The 16,330-nt window shown below is 62.1% G+C and carries 14 protein-coding genes and 1 pseudogene; 8 read left to right on the forward strand and 7 right to left on the reverse strand.

The annotated features are described in order from the left end of the window. Positions 1-20 precede the first annotated feature (20 nt). Positions 21-275 (forward strand): ParD-like family protein, encoded by a 255-nt coding sequence (locus AC2I9W_RS13980; protein WP_332677736.1) that lies wholly within the window; start codon positions 21-23, stop codon positions 273-275. Then, positions 275-1,069, forward strand: a complete 795-nt coding sequence (gene map, locus AC2I9W_RS13985; RefSeq protein ID WP_486410552.1) for a type I methionyl aminopeptidase — start codon at positions 275-277, stop codon at positions 1,067-1,069. Before AC2I9W_RS13980 ends, map begins: the two co-directional genes overlap by 1 nt. 260 nt (positions 1,070-1,329) lie before the next feature. Here the strand turns inward: map and AC2I9W_RS13990 are convergent, their stop codons facing one another. Beyond that, positions 1,330-2,328, reverse strand: coding sequence for a TauD/TfdA family dioxygenase (locus AC2I9W_RS13990; RefSeq protein WP_486410553.1), 999 nt, complete (start codon positions 2,326-2,328; stop codon positions 1,330-1,332). A 188-nt stretch (positions 2,329-2,516) separates the two neighbouring features. Here AC2I9W_RS13990 and AC2I9W_RS13995 point away from each other — a divergent pair, with 188 nt between their 5' ends. Further along, a complete protein-coding gene (locus tag AC2I9W_RS13995; protein WP_486410554.1) occupies positions 2,517-2,864 on the forward strand; it encodes an ankyrin repeat domain-containing protein in 348 nt (115 codons plus the stop codon). Between the two features lie 26 nt (positions 2,865-2,890). Here the strand turns inward: AC2I9W_RS13995 and dsdA are convergent, their stop codons facing one another. Next, positions 2,891-4,252: a D-serine ammonia-lyase gene (gene dsdA / locus AC2I9W_RS14000; protein ID WP_486410555.1), complete on the reverse strand. Its 1,362-nt coding sequence runs from the start codon at positions 4,250-4,252 to the stop codon at positions 2,891-2,893. A 292-nt stretch (positions 4,253-4,544) separates the two neighbouring features. On the opposite strand from dsdA, the pseudogene AC2I9W_RS14005 reads away from it, so the two are divergent. From AC2I9W_RS14005 to AC2I9W_RS14015, 3 genes and pseudogenes are all read left to right on the forward strand, one after another. After that, positions 4,545-4,919 (forward strand): annotated as a pseudogene (locus AC2I9W_RS14005) (ATP-binding protein); the annotation flags it as partial. Between the two features lie 111 nt (positions 4,920-5,030). Then, complete coding sequence (locus AC2I9W_RS14010) at positions 5,031-5,435, forward strand: hypothetical protein (protein ID WP_486410556.1); 405 nt, start codon at positions 5,031-5,033, stop codon at positions 5,433-5,435. Between the two features lie 110 nt (positions 5,436-5,545). Beyond that, a complete protein-coding gene (locus AC2I9W_RS14015; protein WP_486410557.1) occupies positions 5,546-5,977 on the forward strand; it encodes a hypothetical protein in 432 nt (143 codons plus the stop codon). Between the two features lie 115 nt (positions 5,978-6,092). Here the strand turns inward: AC2I9W_RS14015 and AC2I9W_RS14020 are convergent, their stop codons facing one another. Beyond that, positions 6,093-7,418, reverse strand: a complete 1,326-nt coding sequence (locus tag AC2I9W_RS14020) for a DUF445 domain-containing protein (protein WP_486410558.1) — start codon at positions 7,416-7,418, stop codon at positions 6,093-6,095. A 153-nt stretch (positions 7,419-7,571) separates the two neighbouring features. Here AC2I9W_RS14020 and AC2I9W_RS14025 point away from each other — a divergent pair, with 153 nt between their 5' ends. Further along, entirely contained in the window at positions 7,572-7,817 is a 246-nt protein-coding gene (locus AC2I9W_RS14025) for a DUF3297 family protein (protein WP_486410559.1), read from the forward strand. 403 nt (positions 7,818-8,220) lie between these two features. Here the strand turns inward: AC2I9W_RS14025 and hmpA are convergent, their stop codons facing one another. Beyond that, a complete protein-coding gene (gene hmpA / locus AC2I9W_RS14030) occupies positions 8,221-9,399 on the reverse strand; it encodes an NO-inducible flavohemoprotein (protein ID WP_486410560.1) in 1,179 nt (392 codons plus the stop codon). Between the two features lie 159 nt (positions 9,400-9,558). On the opposite strand from hmpA, the gene norR reads away from it, so the two are divergent. Then, positions 9,559-11,163 (forward strand): nitric oxide reductase transcriptional regulator NorR, encoded by a 1,605-nt coding sequence (gene norR, locus AC2I9W_RS14035; protein ID WP_486410561.1) that lies wholly within the window; start codon positions 9,559-9,561, stop codon positions 11,161-11,163. On the opposite strand, the gene AC2I9W_RS14040 is transcribed toward norR, so the two are convergent. The 3 genes from AC2I9W_RS14040 to AC2I9W_RS14050 all read right to left on the reverse strand — a co-directional run bounded on the left by AC2I9W_RS14040 (position 11,164) and on the right by AC2I9W_RS14050 (position 16,307). Beyond that, positions 11,164-11,574: an FKBP-type peptidyl-prolyl cis-trans isomerase gene (locus tag AC2I9W_RS14040; protein ID WP_486410562.1), complete on the reverse strand. Its 411-nt coding sequence runs from the start codon at positions 11,572-11,574 to the stop codon at positions 11,164-11,166. A gap of 77 nt (positions 11,575-11,651) precedes the next feature. After that, positions 11,652-12,800: an aminotransferase class V-fold PLP-dependent enzyme gene (locus tag AC2I9W_RS14045; protein WP_486410563.1), complete on the reverse strand. Its 1,149-nt coding sequence runs from the start codon at positions 12,798-12,800 to the stop codon at positions 11,652-11,654. A gap of 210 nt (positions 12,801-13,010) precedes the next feature. Further along, on the reverse strand, positions 13,011-16,307 hold the full coding sequence (locus tag AC2I9W_RS14050) for an acetyl-CoA carboxylase family protein (protein WP_486410564.1): 3,297 nt from the start codon (positions 16,305-16,307) through the stop codon (positions 13,011-13,013). Positions 16,308-16,330: the final 23 nt, after the last annotated feature.

Raw genomic sequence — 16,330 nt, forward strand, 5'->3', positions numbered from 1 at the left:
TGTTCATATATTGGTGACTCATGGGTATTGTGAAAATCTCCGACAACATGCACGAGAACTTGCGTTTAGCCAGTGGCGCACTCAGCAGGTCCATCAATGCGCAGGCAGAGCATTGGATGCGGGTGGGCATGCTCGCCGAAATACACCCAGATCTGGACCACCGAGAGATCTGTCAGTTATTGATTGAGGCGGAACATAGGGGAGGACTGAACCTGCACACGGCATTTTCTGTCCATGCACCAGACGAGAAAACGCTCTCTCAAGGCGCGGCCTAATGACGCGCCACAACATTCCCATCCGGTCAGCCGACGAGATTGGCATGGCACGCGTTGCGGCGCAATTGGCGGCTGATGTGCTCGCCATGATCAAGCCCTATGTGGTGCCCGGCGTGAGCACCGAGGCGCTCGATAAACGCTGCCATGACTACATCGTCAACATCCAAGGAGCGATACCAGCCAACCTGGGCTACAGCGACTATCCAAAGACTATTCTCACCTCAGTCAATCAGGTGGTCTGCCACGGCATCCCGTCGCCAGAGAAAATCTTAAAAAAGGGGGACATCATCAACGTCGATGTCGCTGTTTTCAAAAATGGCTGGTTTGGTGACACGAGCCGGATGTTTTTTGTTGGCGAACCTAGTGTACTGGCCAAGCGCTTGGTGGAGACCACCTATGACGCGATGCTAGCTGGGATTAAACAGGTAAAGCCTGGCGCAACATTGGGTGATATAGGGCATGCGATTCAATCTGTCGCACGGCAAGCCAACTTCAGTGTCGTGCGCGAATACTGCGGCCACGGCATTGGAACTGTCTATCACGATAAGCCATCCGTGCTGCACTATGGTAAGCGCGGGCAAGGCTTGCAGTTAGAGGCCGGAATGATTTTCACCATTGAGCCCATGCTCAATGCCGGTCGGCCAGAGACCAAGGAAATGCCAGATGGCTGGACTGTCGTTACCAAAGACCGATCCTTGTCCGCGCAGTGGGAGCATATGGTGCTGGTCACTGCCCAAGGTTACGAGGTTTTAACAACTTGGCCAGATGGAACAGATACCCGCAAACCCGCTTGAGTACATCCTTTTGTACAGACTATTTACACCCAAAGTTGTGAACAACGTTTTTTGGGCATGAACTTCTGCTTTGGGTCGCAAACAGCCCTCCAAAGGCATCCCAGAAAGCCGCCAATACAGCTTCAAATCACTCAACAAAAAAGGCTGCTAACCCATGCAAAGAGTTCACAGCCTTTTCAGCCTCTAGCGCTTATCCAGCAAGCGCTGGCAGCTATTGATTTGATAAAATCGCTACAAAGCAAGCCTGCTTGCAGGTATGTTTAGCCCGCCACCTGATCCGTCTGCAGCGGAAATCCATTGCGTCCCGGAAACTCCGGTGCCAATGCCCGCGCATTGGGCATCTTCAGCCACAGGCGCAGCAATTTGCGACGCTGCTCTGGCGCGTCATGGTCTTCAAAGCCATTGCGGGAGTGCAGCACCATGTAGTTGTTGGCGAACTGCATATCACCGGGCTCCAGCATCATGTCCAGGCGCATCGCGGGGTCGTGCATCACGCGGTCAAACACATCCAGCGCTTCCAGCTCCACAGGGGTCAGCGGCTGGCCGCGCATTTCATGGCCCAGCTCGATGTACTGGCGCAGGTAGCGGCAGGCCAGCTTGCCCTCGTGGTAGCTGAACAGCGGTGACAAACCCGGCTCCACGCCTTTTTCGCAGAGGTGGGCGTAGTGCCACTGGCGGTAGTACAGGCCCAGGTATTCCGGGTGGGTGCGCAGAATTTCGTTGTAAACAGCAGCGGCACTGACCAGGCTGGACAAGCCGCCTTCTCTCGCCTTGCGCACGCACAGCAGAGCCACCACATCGGAGGGGTCGGTGTGATAGGGCAGATAGTTATTGGTTTCGTAAACGCGTGTGGTTTTCTTCGTTTTGTCGCCCACGTTCATGACCAGACCCAGCAAGTCGCCACGCGGGTTCTGGCGCACGGGCTGCCCCATGTGCAGGCCAATGCCGTAGTAGATGGCGCTGATCTGCTCGTCGCTATAGCGCTCGATGGGCAGGCCGCGCAGCAGCAAGAAACCCATGCCTTTTTCCAAGTCTTCGGCATAGCGCGTCAGCTCGGTGCGCAGGGCTTTGGGCAAAGGAAAGTCGGCTTGCGTGAAGTCGGGAAAAGCCAGGCCCTTTTGCTGCAAATGCGCCAAGGCTGCATCCAGAGCAGCAATGGCTTCGGAGCTGAGGTGATGAATCCAGGATGTGTCACCGGCCACGTCTGCACCACGCCATGCGGCGGGACCTGTCACCGGGTTCAGAAGAATGCTGCTCACGTTGTACCTTCTCTCAAGCCAAGTGCTTGCCTCAGCCCGTCAAAAAACCAGCATCCTAACCCGCAAAGTACCTGAGCCCGGTGCTGCGCAATCGCCATCCAAGACGAGGGGCATCACCGGCATTTTTTGCACACTTGCGCCGCACTCTGGCCTACAGTGGCTGGAGACAGTCCACTCAAGGAGCAGATATGGCCAGTGCAGGCGGTGACTGGAAAGACATGTACTACGCAGCAGAGCGTGGCGATGAGGCCTGTGTGCGCTTTCATCTCAACGAAGGGGTGGATGTGGACTACCAGCATCCTGAGGCCATGATGTCCGCCTTGGTCGTCAGCATCTTGAACGGCCATGCCGACGTGGCGCGCGTGCTGCTAGAACACGGAGCCAACCCCAACTTGGCGGCACAACTGGACGAGCTGACACCGCTGCAAGCGGCCCGCCAATATCAGCGCCCCAAAATAACGCGGCTGCTGCAGGAGTTTGGTGCCACCGAGTCACCGAAACGCGCTCGTTTTTGGGAGCGCTGGCTGCCACTCTGAACGCTGCTGAGGCTTGAACAATCCGCTCAAGCCGCTGCGCACAGCTGCCGCCCGCGTGCCAGAAATTGGGCATATTCCTCATCGGGCACAAACAGGCCTCCCGTGGTCCAGACAAGGTGCGTGGCATTCCCCATGTGGGGCAGCAGGTTCTGGCGCTGCAGATAGTCCTGACCCGCAGCACTGTCCAGCAAGGCGCGTGGCCCGCTGAAGCCCGCAGCGGCAGAAGGCTCGATATTCAGTCCCTCGCTGTCATGCAGGCGGTAGAGGTGGCGCAGCAAGGTGTCATCTTCCACCGTATAGACCCCGGCAAGGAAACCACCCACCACATCGGCTGCCAGTTCCGAGGCAGCAGGCACGGCCAGACCATCGGCCTCGGTCTGATTGTTCAGACCCAGCGCATAGACCGAAGGGTGGCGTGGCAACTCTGGCAGCGCACCGCTGGCCGCCAGCATCTCTGCCATGAAGCAGGGGGACTGCACAGGCTCGGCAAAAAAGCAGTGCACATGATCGCCAAAGGCCTGCTGCAAACCCAGAGCCACACCACCGGGCGCGCCGCCCACGCCGCAGGGGATATAGACAAACAAAGGGTGCTTTTCATCCACAGCGCGCTTGGCTTCTGCGAGCTGCGCTACCAGATAAGGAGCGGACGCCGCATAGCCCAGCAGCAAAGACAGCGAGTGCTCGTCGTCCACAAAATGGCAGTGCGGATCTTGTTCGGCCAAGGCGCGACCGGCGGCCACAGCCTGCGCGTAGTCGCCTTCATGCTCGACCACCTGCACGCCGCGTGCACGCAGGCGCTGCTTTTTCCATTCCTTGGCATCGGCCGACATATGCACCACGGCCTTGAAGCTCAGGGCCGAGGCCATGACACCAATCGACAGGCCCAGATTGCCGGTGGAGCCTACCGCCACCTGATACTGCGCAAACACGGCCCGCGCCGCATCAGAGGCCAGGTGCAGATAGTCGCCATCGGCCAGCAGTCCATGCTGCTGCGCCACTTGCTCAGCATATTCCAGCACCTCATGCACACCGCCACGCGCCTTGACCGAGCCTGCCACGGGCAGCGAGTGATCGGCCTTGACCCACAACTGCCCCATGGCATCTGGCAGGCCCAGCGCCTGCTGCATCGCAGGCACAGCCAGCAAGGGCGATTCGATACGACCATCCGAAGCCTGCAGTTCGGGGAACAGCTTTTGCAGCAGCGGTGCAAAACGCTTTATGCGCTCCACGGCCTGCGCGACCTGATCGTGCCCCAGTGTCAGTGCAGAGCTGCAACACTCGGAGCGCCCAGCCCAAAATGCGGGCCTGGCCTGGCGCAGTGCGTCCAGGGCCTGCTGGTTCAAGAGCCGAGACAAAAGCTGGGACGGTAGGGCTTGGCGACTTGGCATGATGGCGAAGATTTCAATAAGCGGCCTGCATGGTAGCCGCTCTCCCCCCACCACTACGCAACCCGAACTTCAGCCAGCAGGGCTTCCGGCATGGACTCAGCAGCAAAAAGAGCGCAGCCGGACTTCCCGCTGCTCCGGAGTTTCCTGGAGCAACTCGTTGATGACCTCCTGCCGCGTCTTGCCGCCACCGGCCTGTGGCAGGTCTGCTGGATAAGCACCGGAGTTGAAGCGCGACGGTCCGCCCTGGCACACCGCTTCAGCCGCCTCGGCCTTCACCTGCTCACGAGTCTTGCTGCTGCGCCGTGCGCTGTCCAATCTGCTGGGCAATGCCACACGCTACGCCACGCCGGGCAGCGCCATCAAAGTACAGATCAGCACGCCGCAACCGGGGCTGATCTCGCTGGTCGTCTGCAACCAAGGTCCGGCCATTGCACCCGAGCATATGCCGCGCTTGTTTGACCGTTTCTACCGCTCCGACGCCGCCCGCAGCCAGGGCGACCGCAACAACGGGCTGGGCCTGGCCATCGTGGCCGCCATTGCACGCATGCATGGCGGGCAGGCGTTTGCAGAGTCAGGCCCGCACCTCACCCGCATTGGCCTGAGCCTGCCCGCCGAGCCACACCCGCAACAGCCTCAGACGCTTGCAACGTTCAGCAGCGCCGCGTAAATGCCACGTAAATGCCTGCGCCACCCACAAGCAGCACCAAGCAGGGCTTACAAGCGGCAGCGCGCCGCAGTCGCAGCATCGCCAGTCTGTGGTTCTCAGAAAGGAAACACCATGCCTGGTTTTAACCACCGCACCGCACTGACTCTGGCCGCCAGCGCCTTGCTGGCTTTGCCTGCCCTGTCACAGAGCCAGATTCCAGCCATGCAAGAGGTCGGCCCGCTGAGCTACAGCTGCGGCGGCATCGGCGAGGATGAATCCACGGCCATGCGCGCCGCAATGAAGAACTACCCGCTGTCGCTGCTGTTCGCAGAAAAAAGCGGAGCCTATCTGGCCAGTGTCAAGGTCGATGTGCAGTCCCCCAAGCTCAGCAGCCAGTTCATCGCCAACGGCCCCGTCTGTCTGATCAAGCTGCCTGCCGGAAGCTACCAGATCACCGCCACCACCAAGGACGGCAACAGCCAGACCCAGTCCGTGCAAATCGGCAAAAGCCCGCGCCAGCTCGATTTCCGTTACTAGCGCTTCGCAACCAGCTCGCTGGCCGAAGTGGTGCCTAAGTCCCGAGGCAGTCCTGGGGACTTGCGCGAGCATGCGCCTCGTCCAGCCATGCAATGAGGACAATATCGGCCATGCCTCAAGACCAAGACACCTCGACCTACGAAGCCCACCTGCAAGCGGGCAATGCACTGGTGCTGCAAGCGCAAAAGGTTGCCACACAGAATTTCGACCAGGCCCGCGCACTGTGGCAAGCGGCCGGCAAAGAGTTCTACCTGGCGCACAAGGCCGACATGACCGAGCCCGAAGCCGCCTTCCGCCTGGCCCAGGCCTGGATGGCCGAAGCCCACGCCCTGCAAAAAGAAGAGAACAAGAACGCGCTCGTCATGTGGGCCAATGCAGCCGCGCAGTGTGAACTGGCCTTTGATCTGGAGCCCGAAAATGGCCGCATCGCCATGACCGCTGCCAGCTGCCACCTGTTTGCCGGCCAGACTGATGCCGCCAAGGCCTGGCAGCTGATTGGCAAGCAGCTGCTGCCATCCGACCCGGCCACGCCCAGCGCTTAATGGTTTTGATAGCTGCCAGCGCTTGATAAAAGTTGATTTCAAGCATTTATCACCTTGAAACCATTGAATAACCAGCGCTTGCAGCTATCTATTCAATAGAACTCAGCCTCAGCGTTCAGGCCCACCACACCAGCAGATTGCGCCACAAGGCTCCGGCGTGGGAGATCACAAACAGCAGCAGCCCGACGGCTCCGCCCACCAGCGTGCCGTTGATGCGTATGTACTGCAGGTCCTTGCCGATATGCGCCTCGATCAGCTCGGATAGCTGCTCGGCATTCCAGCGCTGGACCGTGTCGGCAATATGCTTGGCAATGAACTGCGAGACATCGGGCGCCAGCGTTGTCGCCCAGCGCTTGAGGCGCTCGTTCATGGAGCTGCGCAACGCCTCGTCATGCGCCAGCGCCTGGCCCAGCCAGCGCCCCATCACCGCAGCACGGCGCGCCAGGGCCGAGTTTTCGTCGGCCAGATCGCGCTCCAGCTTGGCACGCCAGCCAGCCCATAGCTCACGCAGATAGGCGGCCAGCTTCTCGTCGTGCAGCAGATAGTTGCGCAGCTTCTCCACCCGCTCGGCGTAGGCCGGGTCGTTCTGCAAGCCCTCGATCAGTCGCTGAATCGAGCCATCAAAAGCTTCGCGCAGCCGATGTCCGGGGTTTTGCGCCACGTCCTGCAGCAGGCTGTCCAGCGCACTAGCGATCATGGCTGCGCCCTTGTCGCTGAGCCAGTCCGTGGGAAGCATTTTTTCCTTGATCGGGTGCTCGCGCTTGAGCCAGATCACAATCGTCTGTGCAATCAGCACATGGGTCTGCTCCTGGCGCAGCACGCGGCTGATGCGCGCCAGCACATCGTCCAGTACCTCCTGGTGGCGGCCGCCCGCCGTCAGCCCCGACAGCAGCGAAGCCGCCGTGCGCGACAGATCCACATGCTGCATCACAGCCTTGAGCGACTGTGTCAGAAACTTCTCGACCTGCTTGTCCTGTACCATCTCCAGCGCCGCCAGCGCCAGCCGCGCCACTTGCTTACCCAGCAACTGGCTGTTGGCCGGGGCCGTCAGCCAGTCCGCCAGTGCCTGCGCCGGGTTGTTGCGCTCGATCAGCGCCACCAGCGAGGGGGCATCGAGAAACTTGTCGCGCACAAACGTGGCCAGGTTCTGGCCTATGCGGTCCTTGTTGCGCGGGATGATGGCCGTGTGCCGCCCCACCAGCGGCAGCGGTATGCGCCGAAACAGGGCCGAGACGGCAAACCAGTCGGCCAGTGCACCGACCATGGCGGCCTCGCAGATGGCACGCAGGCAGACCAGCCACAGCGGCACGGCCTGGCCCGCAATGCCCCAGCGCGAGCCCGCCAGCGCCGTGGCGATAAAACCGGCCGTGACGATCAGCAAAAGAATCAGCGGCAAGCGCTTGGCTTGCTGCAGAGACAGTCGTTGTTCTTGCGTGAGCATGGGTGCAAGCATAGGCGAGCCAGCCTTGCTCGCCTATGGCAGCAGCCCCGATTGAGAGCCGTCTGCCTTGTCTGACACATGGTGTGAGGCAAGACAGGCTTTTGCAAATGCGCCGAAAATAGCGAGCTTTGTATCCCTGACTTCCCAAGAATCATGACCGACGCTACCCGCCCCGAACTGCCCGACCACCTGTCCATCGACCCTCGCAGCCCCCACCATGTGGCCGCCGTGTTCGAGCACGACATCGGCATCCGCTTTAACGGCAAGGAGCGTTTTGACGTCGAGGAATACTGCATCAGCGAAGGCTGGGTGAAAGTACCCCACGGCAAGGCGCTGGACCGCAAGGGCCACCCCCTGTTGATCAAGATCAAGGGGACGGTCGAGGCTTACTATCGTTGACCCCCTGAGGCGCTTTGCGCCTTCCCCCTCTCTCTTCGGGAGGGGGACGACATTCTCGCTGCGGGACGGCCCTTGCTCAATGTCTCTCACTTGGGCCGCGTCTCAATAAAAAGAGCTGCTTGCAATGTCATGACTCCATAAAAAGAGCTGCCAGCGATGGATTTGCATGGGTTTCAGATGCTTTTCGCATTGAAATCCAGACATACCAAGCGCAGGCAGCTCTTTTTTAATGAGCATCCATTGCTTGCAGATCACAGCGTACAAAACCGGCGTGCCCCAAAGCGAGGGACGCCGAGCAAGGGCCGCCCCGCCGCGACCACTTCGTCCTCTCCCGCTAGCGCGCAGCGCGTAGAAAGAGGAGGAAGCAGCAAGGCCGGTAAAGCCGCTCAGGGCCGCAATAACGTCAAGCCAGCGCCTCCGCGGGTCCAAAAAACTCGTAATGCACCTGGGCGTCAGGCACGCCCAGATCACGCAGCGACTGCTTGACGCTGCGCATAAAGCCACGCGGGCCCAGGAAGTAGACATCGGCATCGCGGGATGCGGGCAGCCACTGCCCCAGTTGATCGGTGCTCAGCAGGCCTTGCGCATCCACGCCATCGCTGTCGCCCGCCTGGTCGTAGCAATAACGACGTGTGAGCTGCTCATTGGCGGCCACCAGCGCATCGATCTTCTCGCGAAAGGCATGGACGCCACGGTCGCGCGCGCAGTGGATAAAGGTGATCTCGCGGCCCGTGGGCAGCGCTGCCTGAAGCATGGGCAAGGTGGGCGTGATGCCCACACCGCCGCTGATCAGCACCAGCGGCTTGCTGCCCTCTTGCAGCGTGAAGTGGCCCGACGGTGCAAACAGCTGCAGCACATCGCCCACCTGCACCTGATCGTGCAGATAGCCCGAGACCTTGCCACCGGCTTCGCGCTTGACGCTGATGCGATAGCTCTTGCCATTACTGGCGGCAGACAGCGAATAGTTGCGGCGCTGCTCCAGACCGTCGACCATCACACGCAGACCGATGTACTGGCCGGGCTGATGGGCAATCACCGCGCCGCCATCGGCTGGCTCCAGATAGAACGAGGTGATCTCGGCGCTCTCGGCCTCCTTCTTCACCAGCTTGAAGTCACGCGCACCGCGCCAGCCGCCTTCGGCGCTGGCGGTCTGCTCGTAGATGCTGCGCTCGGCCGCGATCAGAATATCGGCCAGCTGCTGATAGGCCGCGCCCCAGGCGGCGATGACTTCATCGGTCGCAATTTCAGCGCCCAGCACCTCGCGAATCGCGCGCAGCAGGCAGGCACCCACGATGGGGTAATGCTCGGCCTGCACCTGCAGCGCCACATGCTTGTTGATGATTTGGGCGGGCAGATTGCCCAGGCCTTCCAGGCGGTCGATGTTCTTGGCATACATCAGCACGCTGTGGGCCAGCGCGCGGGGCTGGGCACCGCTTTGCTGGTGGGCCTGATTGAACAGCGGGCGCACCTCGGGGTACTCGGCCAGCATGGTTTGGTAGAAATGGGTGGTCAGGGCTTCGCCGCCGGTTTCCAGCAAAGGGACGGTGGCTTTGACAATCTCGCGTTGACGTTCGGTCAGCATGCAAATCTCCAGGTTGCCGCCTTGCCAGTTGCAAGGCTTGACCAAATAACTGCAAGCTGCGTGCCAACCTCAAGACCATTGCAAAACAATGGCTTGCAGAAATATGAGTCAATATGACATCAAGCATAAGAAGTCTTTTAGACCCATCCTGATGTCAATATGACAACATCCCACGTCCTCCATGCCGTCATTCCGCTGATCGCCGATCTGGCCCAGGATCTGAGCGAGCGCGAGCGTCTGCGCCGCCTGCTGGCCGCGCTGCGCAATCTGCTGCCCGCCGATGCCGTGGCCCTGCTCAAGCTCGAAGGCGAATGGCTGCGCCCCATGGCCATCGACGGTCTGATGCCCGATACGCTGGGGCGGCGCTTTCGCCTGGCCGAGCATCCGCGCTTTGCCCAGTTGCTGGCCGCTGGACAGGCCATGCGCTTTGCGCCTGACAGCCCGTTGCCCGATCCCTATGACGGGCTAGTAGCGCACAAGGGCCAGGCCATTAACGGGCTGCATGTGCATGACTGCATGGGCTGTGTGCTGCAGCTGGGCGGCCTGCCGTGGGGACTGCTGACACTGGACGCGCTGGAGCCGGGCCGCTTTGCCGACCCCGCCGCACTGGCCATGCTGCAGGCCTTCAGCAACCTGGCCGCCGCCACCGTGGCCACGGCCGAGCGCGTGCACCAGCTGGCCCAGCTCGCACGTGGTGCCACCGTCTCTGCCAGAGCGGCTGCGCCCGCCCAGCGCGGGCTGCAAGGCTCAAGCCCGGCCATGCGGCAGCTGCAAAAGGACATGGCCTTGGTCGCCGCCAGCGATCTTTGCGTGCTCATCACCGGCGAAACCGGCACCGGCAAGGAGCTGGTGGCCCAGGCCGTGCATGCGCAGTCGGGCCGCGCGGGCAAGCCCATGATCAGCATCAACTGCGCAGCCCTGCCCGACAACCTGGTCGAAAGCGAGCTGTTTGGCCATGTGCGCGGCGCCTTCACGGGCGCTTTGAGCGAGCGCAGCGGCAAGTTCGAGCAGGCGCACCAGGGCACGCTGTTTCTGGACGAGGTGGGAGAGCTGTCGCTGCCCGTGCAGGCCAAGCTGCTGCGGGTGCTGCAAAGCGGTCAGCTGCAGCGCCTGGGCTCGGACCGCGAGCACCATGTGGATGTGCGTGTGATTGCCGCCACCAACCGCGATCTGGCGGCGGAAGTGGCCGCCGGGCGCATGCGCGCGGACTTTTATCACCGGCTCAATGTCTATCCGCTCCATGTGCCGCCACTGCGTGAGCGCGACAGCGATGTGCTGCAGCTGGCCGGGTATTTTCTGGAAGAAAACCGCTCAAGGCTCAACCTGGGCGGGCTGCGTCTGGACGCCGCCGCACAGGCTGCCTTGCTCAAGCATGGCTGGCCCGGCAATGTGCGCGAGCTGGAGCACCTGATCAGTCGTGCCGTGCTCAAGGCCCTGAGCCGCCATGACGGCAGCGCCAGCCGCTCAGGCACAAGGCTGCGCATTGTGAGCCTGGGACTGGCCGACCTCTGGGACCGTGCCGAAACCCTCACGCCCACGTCATCATCAGCGCCTGCACCGGCCCAGAGCGCGCCGCTTGCAAACCCGCCCATGGACTTGCCCGAAGCCGGCCTGCGAGCTGCCGTGACCGAATACGAGCGCCAGCTGGTCAGCGCCAGCCTGAGCCGGCACCATGGCAACTGGGCCGCCGCAGCGCGTGAGCTGCAGCTCGACCGCGCCAATCTGCAGCGCCTGGCCCGGCGGCTTCAGATACAGCGCCCCTGATCAACGCCCCCGAATGTCCAGCAGCTCGACGTCAAAATTCAACGTGGCATTGGGCGGAACCGCGCGTCCTGCCCCACGGCTGCCGTAGGCGATCTCGGGTGGGCAGGTGAACTTGGCCTTGCCGCCCACCTTCATCTTCTGCACGCCCTCGGTCCAGCAGGGGATCACGCCATCGAGCGGAAACTCGATGGGCTGCTTGCGCGCGTAGGAGCTATCGAACTCCTTGCCCGTATCGGGAAAGTAGCCACGGTAATGCACCTTGACGGTGTCTGTCGCCTTGGGACTAGGGCCTGTGCCCTCCACCTGGCTGTCATAGATCAGTCCGCTGGCGGTGGTGACCGGCGCGGCCTGAGCGGCCGAGCCAGCCCACATGGCAAACACGGCACAGACGAGAGATGCTGCTTTTTTCATGGGTATGCGCTGTAACAAACAAAACCCCGACTCTATTACGAAGCCGGGGACAAAATCTCATCACCGCAATGCGGCGATCAGTTCCTGGCTGCAGGGATGCCGATCTCGTCCAGCGCCTTGGACAGATGTGCCACGGAGCGATCCGGCGCATGCCACTTGTCGAGCCCGAACAGACCGATGCGGAAGGTCTTGAAGTCCGGCCCTTCATCGCATTGCAGCGGCACACCCGAGGCGGTCTGCAGACCGACCTTGAGGAAGGCGCGACCGCTTTGGATTTCGGGGTCGGTGGTGTAGCTGACGACCACACCGGGAGCCTTGTAGCCATCGGCAGCCACGCTGGGGAAGCCGCGCGACTCCAGCAGCTCGCGCACCTTGCGGCCCAGCTCCATCTGCTCTTCACGCACCTTGGCAAAGCCGTAGTCACGCGCCTCCTGCATCACGTCGCGCAGGCGCAGCAGCGCATCGGTGGGCATGGTGGTGTGATAGGCGTGCTGGCCTTTTTCGTAGCCCTCGGCAATCTGCATCCACTTCTTCAGGTCGCAGGAAAAGCTCGAGCTTTGCGTGTGCTCGATCGCCTCGCGGGCACGCTCAGAGAGCATGACCATGGCGCAGCAAGGCGAGCTGCTCCAGCCCTTTTGCGGCGCGGAGATCAGCACGTCCACGCCCGTCTTTTCCATATCCACCCACATGGCACCCGAAGCCACGCAATCGAGCACGAACAGCGCGCCGACCTCGTGTGCCGCATCGGCGACGGTGCGCAGGTATTCATCGGGCAGCATGATGCCGCTGGCCGTCTCCACATGCGGCGCAAACACGACCTTGGGGCGCTCCACACGAATGGTCTCTGCCACATCCTGCGCCGGGCACGGTGCCCAGGGGTCCTGGCTGCCCGCACCCTGCTTGCGCGCCTTGCAGACCACGGAGCCACCGCCCAAACCGGCGTCGGCATCGAAAATCTGCGTCCAGCGATAGCTGAACCAGCCATTGCGCACGATCAGCACCTTCTCGCGGTTGGCGAACTGGCGCGCCACGGCTTCCATGCCGAAGGTGCCGCTGCCGGGAACCAGCACGGCCGTGTTGGCGTGATAGACCTCCTTGAGCATGCCCAGGATGTCCTGCATCACTCCCACAAACTTCTGGGACATGTGGTTGAGCGCACGGTCGGTATAGACCACTGAAAATTCAAGCAGGCCATCAGGATCAACGTCGGGCAAAAGTCCGGGCATGGGGATGTCTCCATTCACAAATTGAGCGGTCAAAAACGCCCGGTCACAGCCTGAAAAGGCCGCCGGGCGTTGGCACGTCGTTTCAGCTTAGCACGAGGGAAGATATGAATTTCCATATAGGTTTCATATCAAAAACATGAGCTTAAAGCGCATACCTCACCTGCTCTTAAGCCATATTTAGCTTGTAACTGCTAGCACTTTCATCCGCATTTACCAGGTATCGACAAAGCGCCCGTCACCTTCACGCAGTTGCGCACCGGCCAGGCCGCGCACCAGCCAGGCCCGCGTTTCCGCCGGGTCGATCACCGCATCGACCTCCAGCGTGGCCGCCATGTGCATGGCCTCGCCATGCGCGTATTGCTGGGCCAGCAGCTTCTGGAACAGCGCGTCGCGCTCGGCACCTTCGGGCAGGGCTTCAAGCTCCTTGCGAAAGCCCAGCCGAACCGCCCCCTCCAGCCCCATGGCGCCGAACTCGCCTGTGGGCCAGGCCACATTGAAGATGGGTGCGTGAAAGCTGCCCGCCGTCATGCCCATGGCGCCCAAGCCATAGCCCTTGCGCAGCACCACGCTGAAGTAAGGAACGCGCAGCTTGGCCGCCATCACAAACAAGCGGCTGACATGGCGCACCTGGGCAGTCTTTTCAATCTCCGGCCCCACCATGAAACCGGGCGTATCGACCAGGCTGACGATGGCAATGCCATGCGCATTGCACAGCTGCATGAATCGCGCGGCTTTGTCAGCGGCATCGGCATCGATCGCCCCACCCAGATGCGCGGGATTGTTGGCCATCAGCCCCACAGGCCTGCCTTCAATGCGCGCCAGCGCCGTGTGTATGCCCAGACCGAAGCCGGTGCGCAGCATGAGCAAGCTATCCTCGTCCACCAAACCGGCCATTGCTGCGCGTGTGTCGTAAACGCGCAAGCGGTTCTCGGGCACGACATGGCGCAGCAGGCGCTGATCGGGCGCTGTCCATTGCTGCGTGCGGCCCTGAAAGAACGACAGGTAGTGCTTGGCCGCCGCCACCGCCTGCGCTTCATCGTCCACCAGAATATCGATCACGCCATTGGCATGCTGCACGCTGGCAGGGCCAACTTCTTCGGGCTTGAAAACACCCAGCCCACCGCCTTCAATCATGGCCGGGCCACCCATGCCGATATTGCTGCTGCGCGTGGCGATGATCACGTCGCTGCAACCCAGCAGCGCCGCATTGCCCGCAAAGCAGCGCCCATGCGTGATGCCCACCACCGGAACCTGACCCGACAGCGCGGCATAGGCCGCAAAGGTATGGACATGCAGGCCCGCGACCACGGGCGTGTCGGTATCGCCGGGGCGCCCGCCACCGCCTTCGGCAAACAGCACCACGGGCAGTTTTTGCTGCAGCGCAATACCCAGCATGCGGTCGGTCTTGGCGTGGTTGCGCATGCCTTGCGTGCCCGCCAGCACCGTCGCGTCATAGGACATGACCACGGCGCGGGAATTTTCATCGCCAAACTGCGCGGCGTTGATGGAACCAATGCCGGTCACCATGCCGTCGGCGGGCGTGTTGACCACCAGGTCGTCGATGCTGCGCCTGCGCGTTTGCGCCGCAATTGCCAGCGCACCATATTCGATAAAGCTGCCTTCGTCGCACAGGTCGGCAATGTTCTCGCGCGCGCTGCGGCTGCCCTGTGCATGGCGCTTAGCCATGGCCTCGGGTCGCGCCGCATCCAGCGTGAAGGCGTGGCGATCTTTCACACGCTGCAGATCGGCGCGAATGTGGTCGGGGTCCAGCGCCTCGGCGGCCAGCTCGGCATGGGCGGCATGGCCCTGCGCGGCCTCCAGCAGCAGCAAGGGCTGGCCCTGCGCCACATACGCGCCCGGCGGCACCAGGCACTGCTGCACCACGCCAGCGCGCTGCGCCAGCAGCACATGCTGCATCTTCATGGCTTCGAGAATGCCCAGCTCTGCGCCTTTGGCCACGCTCTGTCCAGCCTCAACACTCCACTGCACCACGCGTGCAGGCATGGGGGCCAGCAATGCGTTTTCAGGAGCTTCTAGCGCTTGCTGTTCATGATTTTCAGATGGTTTTGTATCTAAATTGCTTGCTTCACATACGCTAGCAGCTATTTTTTCAGAAGCACTGAGCAGCTCTGGCAACACCTCTTCCAGCCAGCGCGTATGCACTTGCTGCGACTGCATTTCGGCTCGCTGCGCCAGCGCCTGCAGCAAATGCAGATTGCTGGCCAGGCCCGCAATACGGCAATCGGCCAGCGCACGCTGAGAGCGGCGCAGCACGTCCTCAAAACGCGGCGCATGGCTGTGCACAATGAGCTTGGCCAGCAGGCTGTCGTAATGCGGTGAGGGGCTGACGCCTTGCTGCGCATGGCTGTCCACACGAATGCCCGGGCCCTGCGGCCAGCGCAGATGGCCGATGCGCCCGCTGCCGGGGCGGGACTGGCCTTGGGCGTCCAGCGTCTCGGCATTGATGCGCCACTGCATGGCATAGCCGCGCGGCATGGGCGGCGCATTCACATCCAGCCCCAGATCCGCAAAATGCTCGCCCGCCGCAATGGCAATCTGGGCCTGCACCAGGTCCACGCCAAACACTTCTTCGGTGATGGTGTGCTCCACCTGCAGGCGCGGATTGGCCTCGATGAAAACATAGGGTAGAGACTGGCTGCGCAAGTCCACCAGAAACTCAAACGTGCCCAGGCTTTCATAACGAATCTCGGCCGCCATGCGCAGCGCATCTGCCGTGATGCGCTCGCGCAGCGGCTGCGGCAAGCTGGGGCTGGGCGCAATCTCCACCAGCTTCTGAAAGCGCCGCTGCAGCGTGCATTCGCGCTCGCCCAGCGCCAGCGGCCATTCGCTGCCGTCGCCCAGAATCTGCACCTCGATATGGCGTGCGCCGGTCATCAGGCGCTCTACATACACGCCGTCCACGCCAAATGCGGCCTGCGCCTCGCTGCGGCAGCGCTCATAAGCAGCAGCCACCTCATCCGCATGCGTCACCGCGCGCATGCCGCGCCCGCCACCGCCGCCAATGGCTTTGATCATGATGCCGCTGGCACCATCGGCCTGCTGCTGCGCGAAGAACTGCTGGGCCTGCGCCAGCGTCACAGCCTCGGTGCTGCCAGGCATCAGCGGCACGCCGCATTGCTGGGCCAGCGCACGGGCCTTGGCCTTGTCGCCCAGCAGCACCAGCTGATCGGGCGTGGGGCCGATAAAGCGCACACCGGCTGCCGCACAGGCACGGGCAAAGTCGGCGTTTTCGCTCAAAAAACCATAGCCGGGGTGCAGCGCATCGCAGCTTTGTTCACGCGCAATCTGCAGCAATTGTGCGCCGTCCAGATAGGCAGCCGGGCCGCTGGCGTTCAACGCCACCGCTTCATCGGCGGCTTTGACATGTGCGGCATCGGCATCGTCTTCGGCGTAGATCGCAAGGCTGGGAATACCTAGCTCCTGCAAGGCACGAATGATGCGCAGCGCAATTTCACCGCGATTGGCGATCAGAACTTTTTCCAACATGAAGCTCTCGTTTTAGTAGCTGC

Source organism: Comamonas sp. FUJ_7, from assembly GCF_057369555.1.